18 protein-coding genes are annotated in these 15,753 nt (G+C 26.1%); 16 read left to right on the top strand and 2 right to left on the bottom strand.

Annotation, left to right across the window (positions count from 1 at the left end; genetic code table 11):
• The 9 genes from RYM86_RS02415 to RYM86_RS02375 all read left to right on the top strand — a co-directional run.
• Positions 1-796: FAD-dependent oxidoreductase (locus RYM86_RS02415; RefSeq protein ID WP_315077438.1), on the top strand; the 796-nt coding region annotated here is incomplete at its 5' end.
• A 65-nt stretch (positions 797-861) separates the two neighbouring features.
• The gene (locus tag RYM86_RS02410; protein WP_315077437.1) at positions 862-1,005 is read left to right on the top strand and encodes a hypothetical protein; all 144 of its coding nucleotides are present in this window, start codon (positions 862-864) and stop codon (positions 1,003-1,005) included.
• Positions 1,006-1,241: 236 nt separating this feature from the next.
• Complete coding sequence (locus tag RYM86_RS02405) at positions 1,242-1,679, top strand: Csac_0668 family 2Fe-2S cluster-binding (seleno)protein (RefSeq protein WP_315077434.1); 438 nt, start codon at positions 1,242-1,244, stop codon at positions 1,677-1,679.
• Positions 1,680-2,039: 360 nt separating this feature from the next.
• Entirely contained in the window at positions 2,040-2,816 is a 777-nt protein-coding gene (gene ygiD, locus RYM86_RS02400) for a 4,5-DOPA dioxygenase extradiol (RefSeq protein WP_315077430.1), read from the top strand.
• A gap of 422 nt (positions 2,817-3,238) precedes the next feature.
• Positions 3,239-3,367 carry a hypothetical protein gene (locus RYM86_RS02395; RefSeq protein ID WP_315077428.1) on the top strand — a complete coding sequence of 43 codons (129 nt, stop codon included), beginning with the start codon at positions 3,239-3,241 and terminating at the stop codon, positions 3,365-3,367.
• A 137-nt stretch (positions 3,368-3,504) separates the two neighbouring features.
• A complete protein-coding gene (locus RYM86_RS02390) occupies positions 3,505-3,975 on the top strand; it encodes a MarR family transcriptional regulator (protein WP_315077425.1) in 471 nt (156 codons plus the stop codon).
• A gap of 1 nt (position 3,976) precedes the next feature.
• Positions 3,977-4,522 (top strand): cyclase family protein, encoded by a 546-nt coding sequence (locus RYM86_RS02385; RefSeq protein WP_315077422.1) that lies wholly within the window; start codon positions 3,977-3,979, stop codon positions 4,520-4,522.
• A gap of 530 nt (positions 4,523-5,052) precedes the next feature.
• Positions 5,053-5,508, top strand: coding sequence for a LytTR family DNA-binding domain-containing protein (locus RYM86_RS02380; protein ID WP_315077420.1), 456 nt, complete (start codon positions 5,053-5,055; stop codon positions 5,506-5,508).
• 1 nt (position 5,509) lies between these two features.
• Complete coding sequence (locus RYM86_RS02375; RefSeq protein WP_315077418.1) at positions 5,510-6,208, top strand: LiaF transmembrane domain-containing protein; 699 nt, start codon at positions 5,510-5,512, stop codon at positions 6,206-6,208.
• A gap of 104 nt (positions 6,209-6,312) precedes the next feature.
• Here the strand turns inward: RYM86_RS02375 and RYM86_RS02370 are convergent, their stop codons facing one another.
• Complete coding sequence (locus RYM86_RS02370) at positions 6,313-7,155, bottom strand: DegV family protein (RefSeq protein ID WP_315077415.1); 843 nt, start codon at positions 7,153-7,155, stop codon at positions 6,313-6,315.
• A 135-nt stretch (positions 7,156-7,290) separates the two neighbouring features.
• Between RYM86_RS02370 and RYM86_RS02365 the strand changes: the two genes are divergently transcribed.
• The 3 genes from RYM86_RS02365 to RYM86_RS02355 all read left to right on the top strand — a co-directional run bounded on the left by RYM86_RS02365 (position 7,291) and on the right by RYM86_RS02355 (position 9,261).
• Complete coding sequence (locus RYM86_RS02365; protein ID WP_315077412.1) at positions 7,291-7,866, top strand: TetR/AcrR family transcriptional regulator; 576 nt, start codon at positions 7,291-7,293, stop codon at positions 7,864-7,866.
• Between the two features lie 480 nt (positions 7,867-8,346).
• Positions 8,347-8,643 (top strand): AEC family transporter, encoded by a 297-nt coding sequence (locus RYM86_RS02360; RefSeq protein ID WP_315077409.1) that lies wholly within the window; start codon positions 8,347-8,349, stop codon positions 8,641-8,643.
• 75 nt (positions 8,644-8,718) lie between these two features.
• Positions 8,719-9,261, top strand: a complete 543-nt coding sequence (locus RYM86_RS02355) for a hypothetical protein (RefSeq protein ID WP_315077407.1) — start codon at positions 8,719-8,721, stop codon at positions 9,259-9,261.
• Between the two features lie 450 nt (positions 9,262-9,711).
• Here the strand turns inward: RYM86_RS02355 and RYM86_RS02350 are convergent, their stop codons facing one another.
• Positions 9,712-11,061, bottom strand: coding sequence for a DUF4317 domain-containing protein (locus tag RYM86_RS02350; RefSeq protein ID WP_315077404.1), 1,350 nt, complete (start codon positions 11,059-11,061; stop codon positions 9,712-9,714).
• A 340-nt stretch (positions 11,062-11,401) separates the two neighbouring features.
• On the opposite strand from RYM86_RS02350, the gene RYM86_RS02345 reads away from it, so the two are divergent.
• The 4 genes from RYM86_RS02345 to RYM86_RS02330 all read left to right on the top strand — a co-directional run bounded on the left by RYM86_RS02345 (position 11,402) and on the right by RYM86_RS02330 (position 15,557).
• The gene (locus RYM86_RS02345) at positions 11,402-12,082 is read left to right on the top strand and encodes a response regulator transcription factor (protein ID WP_315077403.1); all 681 of its coding nucleotides are present in this window, start codon (positions 11,402-11,404) and stop codon (positions 12,080-12,082) included.
• A gap of 45 nt (positions 12,083-12,127) precedes the next feature.
• A complete protein-coding gene (locus tag RYM86_RS02340; protein ID WP_315077400.1) occupies positions 12,128-13,549 on the top strand; it encodes a HAMP domain-containing sensor histidine kinase in 1,422 nt (473 codons plus the stop codon).
• Positions 13,550-13,640: 91 nt separating this feature from the next.
• Positions 13,641-14,492, top strand: a complete 852-nt coding sequence (locus RYM86_RS02335; RefSeq protein WP_315077396.1) for a DUF3919 family protein — start codon at positions 13,641-13,643, stop codon at positions 14,490-14,492.
• Between the two features lie 15 nt (positions 14,493-14,507).
• Complete coding sequence (locus RYM86_RS02330) at positions 14,508-15,557, top strand: ABC transporter substrate-binding protein (RefSeq protein WP_315077393.1); 1,050 nt, start codon at positions 14,508-14,510, stop codon at positions 15,555-15,557.
• Positions 15,558-15,753 lie beyond the last annotated feature (196 nt).

Below are 15,753 nucleotides of genomic sequence, written 5' to 3'. Positions count from 1 at the left end.
TTATCCAATAATGAATGCACCTGGATATTATTTTATGAAAATGCATCAAGAAAGAGCCTATGTTATAGCATTAGAAAATGTAAATGAAATTGATGGTATGTATATAGATGTTGATAAAGATGGATATTCCTTTAGAACTTATAAAGGTTTACTATTATTAGGAGGTATAAAGCAAAGAACAGGAGAAAATGAAAATGGTGGAAGCTATGATGAGTTAAGAAAGGTTGCAAAAGAATTATACCCAAAGTCAGAAGAAAAGTATCATTGGTCAGCTCAAGATTGTATGACTATGGATGGAATACCTTACATAGGCAAATATTCTGATGAAACCCCTAATATATATGTTGCCACAGGATTTAATAAATGGGGAATGACAAGTTCTATGGTGTCAGCTATGATAATATCAGATATGATATTAGGAAAAGAAAATGATTTTTCAGAAATATTTTCTCCCAAAAGATTTGATTTATCATTATCAATAAATAATATTGCTAAAGATATAAGTGAAACAGCTAAGAACTTTATTGCACAAAAAATATATATTCCAAGCAGCAATATAGAACATATCGAAAATGGGCATGCTGGAATTGTCGAATATAATGGAGAGAAGGTCGGAGTTTACAAAAATAATGAGGGAAAAGAATTTGTTGTATCAACAAAATGTGCTCACTTAGGATGCCAACTTCATTGGAATGCAGATGAATTAACATGGGATTGTCCATGTCATGGATCAAGATTTGATTATAAAGGACGATTAATAGGAAGTCCTGCAACTAAAGGACTTGTAGATGATTAAATAAGCATAATCATAAGTTAGTTGGGATTATAAAATTAAATGATAAGAAAACTTTACTTGGAACAGTGACACGATTATTCCTTTATAGAGGTTATCCAAGAACATTAAATGAAATTATAAATTTAAATGAAGGTAATATTAGAGCAAAAATTACTATAAATAAAGCAAGAGAGATTGAATCAATAGAACTTAATAATGTATTTAAGTAATAGAGGAGAACCAAGTCAAGATAATGGAGGAGGTTCTCCTTCTTCTTTTGTTTTAAGAAAAATGTTAATGATAAATTATAATACTGACTATGTATATTAGATAGTGTAAAGTAATTAATAAATGTAGTGTTCTTTGAAAATTGAATGATTTGATATTTACAATATATGTTATAATCAATTCATAATAGTAACATATTGTGAAAGACGTATAGAAAGTAGAAAGGGGGTAGATTCAAATGATAATTGAAAAAAACAACTTGTGTCCTGTATGTAAAAAACAAGGTACTCCTGTAAAAAATATTACAGTAAAGCATATGGTAATTGATGAGTTAACAAAACAAATTGGTGATAATGATTATTTTTTATGCATGAGTGAGGAATGTGATATTGCTTACTATAATATAGAATCTAATATAAAATTTAATAAACAACAATTGAAAGTTCCTATATGGTTTAAGAAAGATGCCAATCCTAAATATGCATGTTATTGTAGCAAAGTAACAGAAGAACAAGTTATAAATGCAGTAATAAAAGATGGTGCTACTAATATGAAAGATATTTTAAAGATTACTGGAGCAATGAGTAATCCACAATGCCAAAAGAATAATCCTTTAGGAAAGTGTTGTCATCAAATAATTCAGGATGCAATAGATAAAGGACTATCAATGAAATAATCCGAAGTTTATAATGCTACATTTTTCTATTAACAGGTACAAGCAAAAATAAAATGCAGATTTAAATATCACATTATTCAGAAGTGAAAGTGTAATATTTTTTATTGATCAATACTAATAAGAGATGTACTAAAAACTATATCACTTACTTATGATACGGTTTCATTTTATATAAAAAAAATTATAAGGTGTAACTGTAAGATGATAGTTAAATTAAGTATGATTTAATAGTGTGAAAATATAAACTTTTACTTAGTAAGATTTTTTATATGGAATTTGGGTAAGAATAAAACAAAATAAGATAGAGTGGAATCTATATAGGTTCCATTTTATCAAATTAATAAGTGGTGGTGGTTAGATATGGTTAAAAAGCAACCAGTCTTATTTATAGGACATGGAAGCCCTATGAATGCGATAATGGAAAATTCATATACTAAAATGTTAAATAAATTAGGTGAAGAATTAGATAAGCCTAAGGCTATAATGGTTATATCGGCACATTGGGTAACTAATGGAACTTATATAACTGAACAAGATTCGCCTAAAGAAATATACGATTTTTATGGATTCCCTGAAGAATTATATAAGGTGAAATATTCAACTAGTGGAGCAAAGCCTTATATAAATAAGGTATTTGAAGAATTAAAAGATTATAATGTAAAACTAATTGATACTTGGGGAATAGATCATGGTGCATGGTGTGTATTAAAACATATATTTCCCAAGGCAGATGTACCTGTATTTCAATTAAGTTTAAATGCATTAGAAAATGAAGAGTATCACTATAATCTAGGTAAAAAACTATCTAACCTTAGAGAAGAAGGTATATTAATTTTGGGTAGTGGTAATATAGTTCACAATTTAAGACAAATGAAAGCAGATAAAGATGCCAGTCCTTATGCTTGGGCAGCTGAATTTGATGAATTTGTAGCTAATGCTGTTATTAAAGGTGATTATGATAAGTTAATTAATTACAAAGCGATTGGGAGAGAAGCCTTCCTTTCTGCTCCAACTGATGAACACTATTTACCTTTATTATATATTGCTGCATTGATGGAAGAAGGAGATAAGGTTGAGTTTATATTCACGGGAATAGAACATGGTTCTCTTTCTATGATGTCTATAAAAATAGGTTAGTTTCGATATTAAATAGAGTGTATTCTAAGGAATGAACCGTATCACTTACTTGTGATACGGTTTTTAATATATTATAAAAATTCTAAGTATTATTATCACTTTACAATAAATCATCATACTATTTTATAGGAGTGTGAGGATATGAGAAATGATTGTAAACAAGTAGAACTTAGGGGAGTATGGATAGCAACTGTATATGGTATTGATTAGAATAAAATATAAAATAACCCAAAATAACAAATGAAAGAGTTTATAGAAAATAAAAATAGTCCTTATGAAAGCTTATAAAGTGGTGGTCAGATTTAGTAGAAGGTACAGGTGTTAGGTTATATATAGGTCAAAATATAGGTAATGTAGATATAGCACAAGAGATAACTATAAATAGAACTTACGATGAGGGTGAAGGAAGTATATCTTTTAGTATGAGAAATATAGAAGAAAACACAGGAAATGTAGTAGACAATTTAAACAAGTATATGATTGTAAGGCGATTATATTTGTACAATGGAATAACAGGTATAGATAGTCAAAAGAAACCTAATAAAACATGAACTTAGCTTAAATAGACTAATTTGAATTATTATAGAAATTGAGTTTTGAATATTGTTGACAGAGAAACAAAAATATAATAATATTGTATTCAAGGAAACAAAAACAACATCATTATTTTATTAAAATTAATAGGGAGGTGTTTGAAGTGGATAACATTAATAGTATTATGGGAAGTTTTAAAGAGATATATGAAAAAGAAGAAATTTTAGGGAAAATAGCATTTAGAGGTGAATATGAACAGTATGGGGTTTCAGAAATACATTGTATAGATCTGATAGGCAAAATAGAGAACCCTAATGTTACTAAAATATCTCAAAGTATGAATATGACAAGAGGTGCTATAAGTAAACTTTGCAAAAAACTTTCAAATAGTAAACTTATTGATAAATATAAAAAGCCTGAGAATGACAAGGAAATATATTTTAAGTTAACAAAGTTAGGAGAAGAATTATACAAACATCATGATATAAAACATAAGCAGTGGGAAGAGCGAAATAATAAATTTTTTAAAAATATAGATAAAGAAGAGCAAGAAATTGTAGCTAATTTCCTAAAAAAGTTTAATAACTACTTGGATAAAATAATAGAATCAGAAGGAGATAAATAACATGAATTTACATTTAAAGAAATTTAATATTCCGAAGAAAATATTAAAATGGGGAGACTCTCAACCAGCACATCAAAGACAACATATAGGAACTCATATAGATTGTTATAATTTATCAAGTATTGAGCTACCATCAGAAATAGATGTTAGTGTAATAGATGCTAGAAATATAGATATTATAGATATTGGTATATTAGATAATGTATCAATCAAAAAAGATTCTTTTGTAATATTTAGAACTGGATATTTAGAAAATTATGGATATGGAAGTGGAGAATATTTTAATTCTGAATCAAATCCATATTTAACTGATGAGCTTGTAGATAAATTATTAGATTCTAATGTAAAATTAATAGGCATTGATCTAAGTGGAATACAGCATGGAAAACATCACTTAGCAATAGATAAATATGTTGAAAATAGAGAAGCCTATGTTATAGAAAATATATGCAATTTAGATAAGGTTGGCTCAGAATTTAAATCAAGTTTGAAGTGGATTCAATTGGAAGGCGCTACAGCAATAAAAGTTGAGATTGAAACTTTATAAATTTACTATAAGGTAGACAAGGCCGTATTTAGTAGAGATATAGGAAACAATATCGTTGCTAAATACAGTTTTTATTTACGCGTAAAATTTAGAGTTAAATGTGATGCTATTTACAAAACGATATAAACTTAATTATACGTAAAGATATAAGGGGGGGATTATATGCAATTGATGTAGAATATTTAAATAATAGCAGATAATGTATTATATTATAGAGCTGAAATCAGTGCACCAATAGAAAAAAATCAAAGAAGAAAGAATTATAGATTACCAATAGTTTTAGATTTAAAAATCGCATAATTCAAGAGAGTGTGAATTATGCGATTTTTTTGATAATCATAATAAATGTGAACTAAAAATCATATCATTTGCTACCGATACGGAGAACCTTACCATAAATAAAGGATAAAGTGAGCAATGTATTGATATTAAAAAGCATACCACTTACAAGCAATAACTAACCACTTACTGTTGTTATATTTACAAGGAAAGAAGTAATTAATATAATAAAAAATGTGGGGAGTGAAAATATGAAAATACGGATTGAAGTAGATAATAAAATTAGAGAAAATGAAGTGATTATTAGATGTAATGAACTAAGTGAAGATGTTAAAAATATTCAAATTATGCTTGGCGATATGTTATCGAATAAGAAGTGTATAACTTTTTACAAAGGTAACACTGAGTATTATCTTTCATTGGAAGAAATTTTATTTTTTGATACTGAAGAAAATAGCATTTGTGCACATACCATTGACAATATTTATAATGTAAAATATAAGCTTTATGAACTTGAAGAGTTATTGCCAGGATATTTTATGCGAGTTTCAAAATCAACAATTCTAAATACAAATCATATTTACTCCATAACACGTAGTCTATCATCATCAAGTAAGATTGAATTTGAAAATACTCACAAACAGATATATGTTTCAAGATATTATTATAAACCTTTAAAAATTAAATTATTAGAAAAGAGGAAATGATATGAAAAAAGAAAGAATTTTTTGGGGAGCTTTATTTATATTAGTAGGCATTTTTTTGATTATAAGTAAACTTGGATACTTCCCAGATGTGAATGTATTTAGTTTACTGTTAACAGTTTTTTTAGTAGTAGTTATTGTGAAAAGTTTACTTAGTTTAAATTTTTCGGGTATTTTATTTCCTATTGCATTTATTTGCATAATATATGATAAAGAATTAGGAATTACAGCGATTACCCCTTGGACTGTATTGATGGCCGCACTATTTGGTAGCATTGGTCTTTCTATGATTTTTCATAAACATATTAAATGGGGTAATCACAATCATAAGTGTGAAGACTATGAGTTTGAGAAAATTAATGTAGAAGATGAAAGTAATGTTAGATTTAAGAATTCATTTGGTGCTAGTATAAAATATATAAATACTGACAAGTTCGAGCAAGGTTATTTTGATTGTTCTTTTGGAGCGATGAAGTTGTATTTTGATAATGCAGCTATGAGTAATAAAAATGCTATAGTTAGAATTCATGCTTCTTTTTCAGGAATAGAATTATATATACCAAAAACTTGGAGTGTTGAGGATAAAACTAATGTATTTTTGGGTTCTGTTAGTGAAAAAAATAGAAATAATCAAATAACAACAAATAATTTAACATTAGTTGGTGATATTAGCTTTTCAGGAGTAGAAATAATTTATATCTAAATTAAATAAGAAAAACACTTACAGTACTTTAAACAATAAATAAAAAGGTTGTCCAAAATTAAAGTTTAAGACAACCTTTTACTAATATCAAATTTAACATGATATTAGTATATCCACGATATTCCAAAACTTCTAGCACCCGTATGTACACTTATTACAGGTGATAGTTCTTCAATTAAGATTGTATGTTCAGGATATATTTCCAATACTTTTTCTTTTAATTTTAATGCAGAATCATAACCATCTGCATGAGCAATAATAATTTTTGAATTCAAAGTTAAATTTTCATTTTTTATTAGTTCAATTAAATTATTATATACTTTATTCATGGTTCTGACTTTGTTTTTTAATACTATTTTACCTTCTTCAAAAGATAAAATTGGCTTTATATTTAGTAACTTCCCAAAAGATGCGGCAGACAAAGATATTCTTCCAGTTCTATGCAAATGAGATAAATCATCTACCACTAAATATATTTTTGAATTTGCTCTTATATATTCAAGGTTTTTTAAAATATCATTAATAGAACTTCCATTTTTAATTAATTCTAAAGTTGTGCTTGCCATCTGTTTTTGGATAGTTGATGTAAAAAGAGAATCAAAAACAATTATTTTATCATTTGAAACTTGATTTTTAGCTACTATTCCAGTTTGAAATGTACCACTCAATTTAGAGCTAATTGTAATGTATATGATGTAATCATATTTATCTACTATTTCTTCAAAAAGTTTAAAAACATCTCCAATAGAGGGCTGTGAAGTAGTTGGAATATGTATACATTCATTCATTTTAGAACAGAATTCGCTTGGAGTTATATCCATTCCGTCTTTAAAAGAGTTATCATCAATTATTAGTTGTAGTGGTAGTGAATATAAATTGTTATTACTTTCAAATAATTCTTTATCAATTACAGCAGTACTATCTACAACAACAGCTATTTTATGCATAGAGTTCACCTCCGAAAAATGTTATTCATGTTACAAAAGGTACACTTGTAACACTTATATATTCATCATATAATATTGTAAAGTATTAAGTCAATAATATGCAATAAATGGTACAAATAAGAGCGGAGGTTACAAATGAGTCAATTTAAAGAAAAAGTTAATCCTATAACTTTAAGATCAAAAAAGTGGATTGTAAATTCATTAATCGAATTAATGGACAAAAAACCTTATAATCAGATTACTTTAAAAGAAATTGCAGAAAATGTTGATTTAGCTAGACAAACAATTTATAGGAACTTTGCAACAAAGGAAGCTATATTAGAATATCACGTTGATGGATTGTATAATGAGTTCATAAAAATAATTTCAGCTAAAAAGCAGGTAACATTGAATGATTTACTTATTACATATTTTGAATATTGGTATAAAAGTAAAGAGTTTTTAAAAAAGCTCATAGATAATAATGTATATTCAATATTGCTTGATTTACATTTAAAATACTTAAATTCAATGGCAACAAATGAAGAATTAAAAAAATTAACTTTTGTATCGGAGAACAGTTATTTTAATCATTTTACGGCAGGGGGGTTATGGTTTGTACTAAAAAGATGGATTGAGGATGATGCAGAAAAAACTCCTAAAGAAATGACAAATATTATTTTGAATTTTTATCATATTAAAGGCTTAAATACAGAAAGTATGGAAGAATAGGTATTTCTTATTTAAAGTTAATTCATAATGCAGATATTAGGTCAAAAGAATATATTAAAGAATTAAAATTATTAAGTATTATTATATAATAATGCATAAATAACTTTCTTTTAGGAGGTACTATATATGGAAGATAAAAAAATACCTAATTGGCTAGATAATGTTTTGAAAGATAAGTAGTGAAAATAAGTGTAATTTACTACTTATTTTTTTATGCACAAATTGAATTGAAACTTAAAAGTTATATATTTATATAGTAAAATTAAAACAATAAAGTAAATAATTAATTATTAAAAAGTATGTCATAGTTTTAAGTGAAATAATATTAAAAGTAAAAATATATTAAGTGTAAGGTAAGGAATTATATGCATTATAAAAATATTTATGGAATATTTTAAGTTCAAAATTACAAGAAGGATATTATAGGAACGAACTGTATAAAGATTTAGAGTAGTTGTATATAAGGAGAGAAGTAATAGCGTGAATGAGGTATTAACAAAAACAGGAGTATTCATATTAATTATAATTCTAGGATATTCATTAAAAAGAATAGGATTTTTTAAACAAAGTGATTTTAAAGTTGTATCAAAAATAGTACTTAATATTACACTGCCTTGTGCAGTTATAAGTAATTTCAACAAACTTGAAATGGACATGACACTTTTATTTTTAGTTGTAATTGGAATAGTGTGTAATTTTGTTATGATAGGGGCAGGCTATCTGGTTGCTTGGAAAAATAATAATAGTGAAAAAGCATTTAATATGATAAATTTTTAAGGATACAATATAGGATGTTTTGCAACGCCATATGCACAGAATTTTTTAGTACCTATTGGGGTAGTAGCCACATGTTTGTTTGATGCAGGTAACTCACTTCTTTGTACTGGTGGAACATATAGTATGGCATCAGCAGTTGTGAAAACTGATGGAAAAACTACTGTGAAGAAATTTATAAAAAATATATTTTCTTCAATAGCTTTAAATACATATATTATTATGCTTATAATAGCATCATTTAATATATCACTTCCAAGTCCAATTATAATGTTTAGCGATACAGTAGGTGTAGCAAATGGATTTTTAGCAATGCTTATGATTGGGGTTGGATTAGAATTAAATCTTAATAAAATTCAGCTTGGGAAAATTTTTAGAAATCTTATTATTAGGTTTGGAATATCAGGAATAATGGCATTTGTATTTCTAAATTTTCTACCATTTTCTCTAGAGGTACGCCAAGTATTAGCACTTATAGTATTTGCACCTATTTCAGCAATTTCAATTGCATTCACTGAGAAATGTAAAGGTGATATTGGACTTGCTAGTGCTATGAATTCATGTTCTATTATTTTAAGTATCATAGTCATGACCACTATGCTTTTAGTTTTGAATATTTAAATAAAACTCCAAATTTTATTGACATTCATCTAAGGCTAAAGTTTGAAATACTATCATTACAACTAGTGATAGTAAGCAGTAATATATAAGATACTAAGTATAATATATAATAACTTTGACTAAACAATTAATTAAGGGAAGATCTTTTTATGGTTGAATTCAATAAAAGTAAAACAAGAGAGAATTTAATGTATAATATTAGCGATATTATTTCAGAAGGAAAGTCATGATAGCAATTAATGTTAGTAAATAAAACAGAATATACCATCATTACTAGAGAATTGATCTGTAAAAAGCAGATACAAGTCTATTAGCATTAGGCTTGTATCTCTAGGTAGTGATAAGTTAAGTGAAATCATAATTTATTTAGAGCTATGTGGGATATATGCCTACATGGCTTTTGTTATATAAAAAATATATTGGATATTGTGCGGAAATAATTTATATAACTTAAATCAAATCATCTAAGCCATTAACTGTAGTTTGTTCATTCTCATTAATTGGAATAACTATGCATTTTTGACCATCGATTATTTGTGATTTTATTTGAGGTACTTTTTCAGGTTTTACATGAAGTATAACGTCATAGTTAGTCGTAGCTTTATTATCTTCTGAATTTGTATCCTGAGCTTCTTCTAAATTAGTTTCTAATGTTTCTTCTAAAACCACATTGTCATCATTAATATCTTTAGAAGCATAGGTTTCATTATCTATAGCAGTCTCTTGTTTAGCTTGTTCAAGTCTGTTTTGTAGAATTTCTACTTGTTTCTTAAGGTTCTCTTCCTTCTTTCTTTGAGCATTTACCTTAAGTACTTTTGCATCAATTAAATTTTCTGCTATAGGAAAGTCATCACCAAAATTTTCTATATATGATTTTTCAATTTTATTAGTAGTTTCTTCAGGCACGCCACTTTCTATTAAAAGGTTTTGTATATCCTTTTTTGTTAAGGTTATAGGCTCACAATTGGTATCATCATATATGGAATTATGTTCATCTACCATAGCATTTAGGTTTTCTTGTATTTCCATAAAAATTTTGTCAGCTTTTTTTTCATCAGCACTCATAGAATCTTTAATAATTGTTTGGAAAGTTTCTTTTTGTATAGTAGCAGTTTGTTTTGAAGAACAACCTAAAGCATTTTCCATTAATTCAGGATGTGTATCCTTTGCATTTTTTGTGTAATACATAATAGCGTTAACATCTGAACTACGATCAATAAAAGCAGGAAATACAAAGCCATTAGTTGGAGCATCAACCACCCAATCTCTTATACGTGCTTTTATTTTGTTTTCTTCTTCAAAGTATCTAAGACCTGGCTCTGAAAGTGAAACAGGACATATTGCACATAGCACATATTCATACACTTCTTCGGATTCATCTAGCTTTGCGTTATCAGTGGTTTTAGTAATAACATCATAAGCATCGTGAAAAACAAGTATTAAAAAGTTGCCAGTATAATCATAACTATTTATAATAGATTCATAAAAAGCATCAAGAAGAGAATCATCCTTTAATTGACTGTTTTTAAGCTGCATAAGAGAAATTTGTCTTTCATTTATAAAATTTTCATTAATTGGAAAGTTTAATTCTAAAATATTATTCCCAATAGTTCCAGAGAGTACTTTTTTAGCAATTTCTAAGTATTTAAAGTATTCATCCTCATCTAAATTTAGAAAGGTCTCTCTAAATTTTAAAATAATATGCTTTTCTCCATTAACATAGCAACCACACATTTTAGTGAAGGTGCAATGATCTTTTTTAAAACGTCTTTTTAACTCAAGTATATCTTTTTTTCTCATATATAAACCCCTCAATCTAGTCTTTTAATATATTATCATTATTAAGTATAGTATTTTTTTTAGATTAATTAAAGATTTTAAATTTTCGCTGTTTCAATAACTGAGTAGATTTGGTAGTGGTGCTACTATATTTTTAAATTATAGTTCTTTGTTTTTTATTTTTTATAGAAAAGTGAGAAAGAAATTATAGATGTGTCCGTATAAGTAATGTTAAAACTTAATAAAGTTGAAATATGCTAAATAAAGTGATAATATTTTAATCTGGTATGGAATTAAATAGATATTAATGAATAATTATCAATAAAATATTATTTAAACAATTATTAAAGGCGGTTATTTTATGAGAATATTAGTAGTAGATGATGAAAAAAGTATAGTTAATTTAATTAGGTTAAACTTAGAGGTTGAAGGATATGAACCTATTATAAGTATGACTGGAGCAGATGCAATTTCAAAATTTGAAACTGAAAAACCAGAACTTGTTATATTAGATTTAATGTTACCTGATATGAGTGGACATGATGTTATAAAGAAATTTCAAGAAATAGATAGTGAAGTTCCTGTTATAATGCTTACTGCAAAAAGTCAAATAAATGATAAGCTTTTAGGTCTTCAGTTAGGTGCAGATGATTATATAATAAAACCATTTAATAGTACAGAACTTATTTTAAGAATAAAAGCAGTAACAAAGAGGATTGCAAAAAAGCCAAGTTCAAAAAACAATAATGAAATAAAAATTGAAAAATTAAAGATTCTAAAAGATGAAAGAAAAGTTTTCATAGAAGAAGAAGAAATTTTTATGACTTATAAAGAATTTGATACACTGCTACTTATGATGGAAAATCACAATAAAGTCTTTACTAGAGAAAACCTTTTAGAGAGAGTATGGGGTGATGAGTACGATGTTAATACTAGAGCAGTTGATATTTTAATACAAAGAGTTAGAAAAAAGATGGGCAAGTATTCAAATAAATTGAAAACTGTTTATGGAGTAGGATATAAATTAGAATTAAAAAAATAGACTATTTAATTTTATAAATAAAAATATTAGGAGGATGCATTTTTAATGCGACTGAATTTTAACATAAAAACAAAAATTATTCTCATGAATATGGGGATATTAATTCCAATTATAATTTTTATATATATAACAATAATAAACAATTTATATAATAACGTAATAAAAAGTAATATTGATTTATTGACAAAGGAGAGCTACAACACTCAAGTATACATATCAAATTATATTGAAAAAGATAAGTTGGATGATATTGAAACAAATTTTGAACATAAAGCTCCATTAATTAATACATATCTATCTAAAAAATTAAATTATAGGATTCAAATTTATAATAAGAATGGTGACATAATGACTGACTCTGTTTCTAATAGTGTTGCTTTTTTCGATGAGGATATAACTAATGCTATAAAGGGAAATAAGGCTTATATGGTTAAAAAAATTGATGGAAACATTTATGTATTATTTTCAAGTCCTATATATTTAAAAGATACAACATTAGGATGTGTAAGATATATATATCCTTTAGATGGTGGTGAAGAACTTATAAATAATATGTTTATAATTATGGGCATATTAGCATGTACATCAATTCTTATATCATGGCTTTTAAGTAAGCTTCTTTCAGAAAAAATAGTTGGACCTATAAAAAAATTAAAGACAGTTTCTCAAAAAGTTACCCAAGGAGAATATGATAATAGGATAAAAATTAGAAGTGGAGATGAAATTGAAGATTTAGCTGAAACTTTTAATATAATGTCTGAGAGTATAAAAAATTATGTTGAAAGTTTAAAAGAGGAAAAACAAAAACAAAAAAGTTTTTTAGATAATGTGACACATGAATTTAAGACTCCTTTAACAGCAATAATAGGATATTCTGAGATTATACCCAAATTAAAAAATCAAAATGATATAGATGAAAGCTTAATTTATGTAAAAGAAGAAGGAATAAGACTTTTAAAGCTAGTAGAAGAACTTCTTGACTTATCAAAACTAGGAAAAAGTGAGTTTAAGATAGATAAAGAGAAAAATAATTTAAAAGAAATTATAGAAGAAGTTTTACTGATTATTAATCCAAGAATAAAAAAATATGAAATAGAAATAATTAAAAATACATTTGATATTGAAGCTTTAATAGATAGGGACAAGACCAAGCAAGTTATTTTAAATGTATTAGACAACGCTATAAAATACAGTGAATGTAGAAGGATAAAGATAAAATTCCAAGTTGAGAATAAAAAAATAATTTTAAATATTATAGATAATGGTATAGGTATAGCTAAAGAGAATATACCTAAACTTTTTGAGCCTACTTATAGGGTAAATGATTTAAATTCTATTAATAATAATGGAAATGGATTAGGACTTTGTATATGCAAAGAAATAATGAAGAAGCAAAATGGTGATATAAAAATTAAAAGTAATCTAGAAGAAGGTACATCTGTAGAAATTATATTTAAAAGTAATTAGTATTATAAAAAAATAATAAATGTTACATTTACGAAACATGAGTGAAATGTTTATGAGATGTTAAATTTTTATTATATAGGAGGAAATATAAGTGAAGAAAATTAGCTTAAAGGCTAAGATTATAGGCATATATACTACTATAATTATAATTTGTATTATAATGACAAGTTTAAATTATAGACTTTTATACAACAGAGTCAAAATAATAAGCGATAAAGATGATGTTGTAAATAAGATAAATATGTCTATACCCATAAAAATTGAAATTTTTAATGATAAATGGGGGGATTATGTTTTTGAAGATGAGAATTCTATACAAATGATATGGAATTCCATAAGTGAGATTATGAATGATTTTTCGGAAGAGAAAAACTATATTACAGAAGGGACTAGTATAAGCATTGATGCAAATGTTTACTATTTAAATGGTATGAAAGATAAATTTAAAATAAGTGATGTGCTTATTTTAAACAATCATATGTATCATGATAACAATAAATTACCATTAATAAATAGATTAAAAAATGATTTGCTAGGTTACTTATATTCAACTTCTAATATAGCTAATCTCATAAATACTAGAAATAGAATAGTTATTAGTGATTCTAATAATGAAGTAAAAGAATTGAATGATTTAGATAAAGAAAAGTTAAAAAATTTAATAAGCAATTCAACTAAACTTGATAGCGATGATGGAATTAAAGCTTTAGCAAAAGAAAAAAATGAAGCTTTATCGCATATAAAAATTTATATTTATGATAAAGAGGATACTTCTATAAAAGTTAAAAGTTGCAATGTTGTAAATATGGATGTATATATGGATGGAATATTTGTTGTTCAATATATGGGAGATGAAAATGGACAACACACGTATTTTAAGGGGGACCTTAAAGGGATATGCGAAGATATATTAGAGAAAAATATTAAAAATCATCATCATTAGAGAGGGAAGTTAGTAATGAATATTAAAAAAATTATATGTTTTATTTTAATCATAATCATGTCTTTTAATCTTATTGCTTGTAACAAAAAAAGCTCAAAAGTAATTTATAAAGATGGATATTTAAATCTGAAAGGAAAGCATATAGTTGTTTATGTAGCATCTAGAGATGAAGTTGGTAGAACACTTTTAGAAATGTTTAAGGAAAAAACAGGATGTACATACGAATATATAAGAATGTCTACGCAAGAGGCATTAGAAAGAATTAGATGTGAAAAAAAATATCCTAAAGCAGATATATTTATAGGTGGAACTTGTGATGCTCATAATCTAATGAAAAAGGAGCAACTTTCAGAAAAATATATATGCAAAAATTACGATAGCATACAAAATGTATATAAAGATAAAGGTGGATATTGGACAGGTTTAGAAGTAAATCTTTTATCTATTATTGTGAACAAGGATAGATGGGATAAAGAATTTGTAGATAAGGGATTAGAAATGCCAGAAAAGTATGAGGATTTACTTAATCCAATGTATAAAGGTGAGATTGTAATACCAGATCCTAACATATCAGGAACAGGGTATACTATTATAGCATCTATCGTACAAAATATGGGTAAAGAAAAAGCTATAGAATTTTTAAAAGAATTGAAATCAAATGTAGGACAATTTACATCTAATGGATATATTCCAGCGCAGAAAGTTGCGACAGGAGAATATTTAATAGGTATAAATTTTATAGCGGATCAGCTATTAGTTAAAAATTCTGGATTTAATGTAGTAACTAATATTCCTAAAAAAACTGGTTGGAATATAGATGCAATTTCAAAAATAAAAAATGGTCCAAATGAAGACGTGGGCAAATACTTTATAGACTTTTGTACAACCAAAGAGAGTGAAGAAATGATAATAAATATCTCTCAAGGTAAATCTACAAGAAAAGATGTAAAAGATGATGATTATGAACAAAATTGTGAAATAAATATATATGATAATTATGATTTCAAAAAAGCTAGTGAAGACAGAGAATGGTTAATTAAGATGTGGAATAGTTTTAAAGCGTAAATTTATAAATAATGGAATATTTAAATTTAGACTTTTTTGAAATAACGTAATGATAATTGATACTTTAACTTTTTAAATTAATAACTTAAGAACGTTCAATTTCTAGTATTTAGAGCTTAAAACATTAAAATTTATTATTTGGGAGATAAATTTTAATGCAAATAAAGATAAAAGATAAATATTTTTAATAAGGTAT

This window comes from uncultured Clostridium sp. (assembly GCF_963527835.1).
In the GTDB taxonomy this organism is placed as follows: domain Bacteria; phylum Bacillota; class Clostridia; order Clostridiales; family Clostridiaceae; genus Clostridium.
This window is presented reverse-complemented; position numbering and strand designations above follow the sequence as displayed.

Coding starts and splice junctions, on each gene's coding strand:
- ygiD (WP_315077430.1), top strand. CDS start 2,040: ATGGTTAAAAAGCAACCAGTCTTATTTATAGGACATGGAAGCCCTATG.
- RYM86_RS02405 (WP_315077434.1), top strand. CDS start 1,242: ATGATAATTGAAAAAAACAACTTGTGTCCTGTATGTAAAAAACAAGGT.
- RYM86_RS02395 (WP_315077428.1), top strand. CDS start 3,239: ATGAGAAATATAGAAGAAAACACAGGAAATGTAGTAGACAATTTAAAC.
- RYM86_RS02370 (WP_315077415.1), bottom strand. CDS start 7,155: ATGCATAAAATAGCTGTTGTTGTAGATAGTACTGCTGTAATTGATAAA.
- RYM86_RS02365 (WP_315077412.1), top strand. CDS start 7,291: ATGAGTCAATTTAAAGAAAAAGTTAATCCTATAACTTTAAGATCAAAA.
- RYM86_RS02340 (WP_315077400.1), top strand. CDS start 12,128: ATGCGACTGAATTTTAACATAAAAACAAAAATTATTCTCATGAATATG.
- RYM86_RS02345 (WP_315077403.1), top strand. CDS start 11,402: ATGAGAATATTAGTAGTAGATGATGAAAAAAGTATAGTTAATTTAATT.
- RYM86_RS02375 (WP_315077418.1), top strand. CDS start 5,510: ATGAAAAAAGAAAGAATTTTTTGGGGAGCTTTATTTATATTAGTAGGC.
- RYM86_RS02330 (WP_315077393.1), top strand. CDS start 14,508: ATGAATATTAAAAAAATTATATGTTTTATTTTAATCATAATCATGTCT.
- RYM86_RS02385 (WP_315077422.1), top strand. CDS start 3,977: ATGAATTTACATTTAAAGAAATTTAATATTCCGAAGAAAATATTAAAA.
- RYM86_RS02350 (WP_315077404.1), bottom strand. CDS start 11,061: ATGAGAAAAAAAGATATACTTGAGTTAAAAAGACGTTTTAAAAAAGAT.
- RYM86_RS02380 (WP_315077420.1), top strand. CDS start 5,053: ATGAAAATACGGATTGAAGTAGATAATAAAATTAGAGAAAATGAAGTG.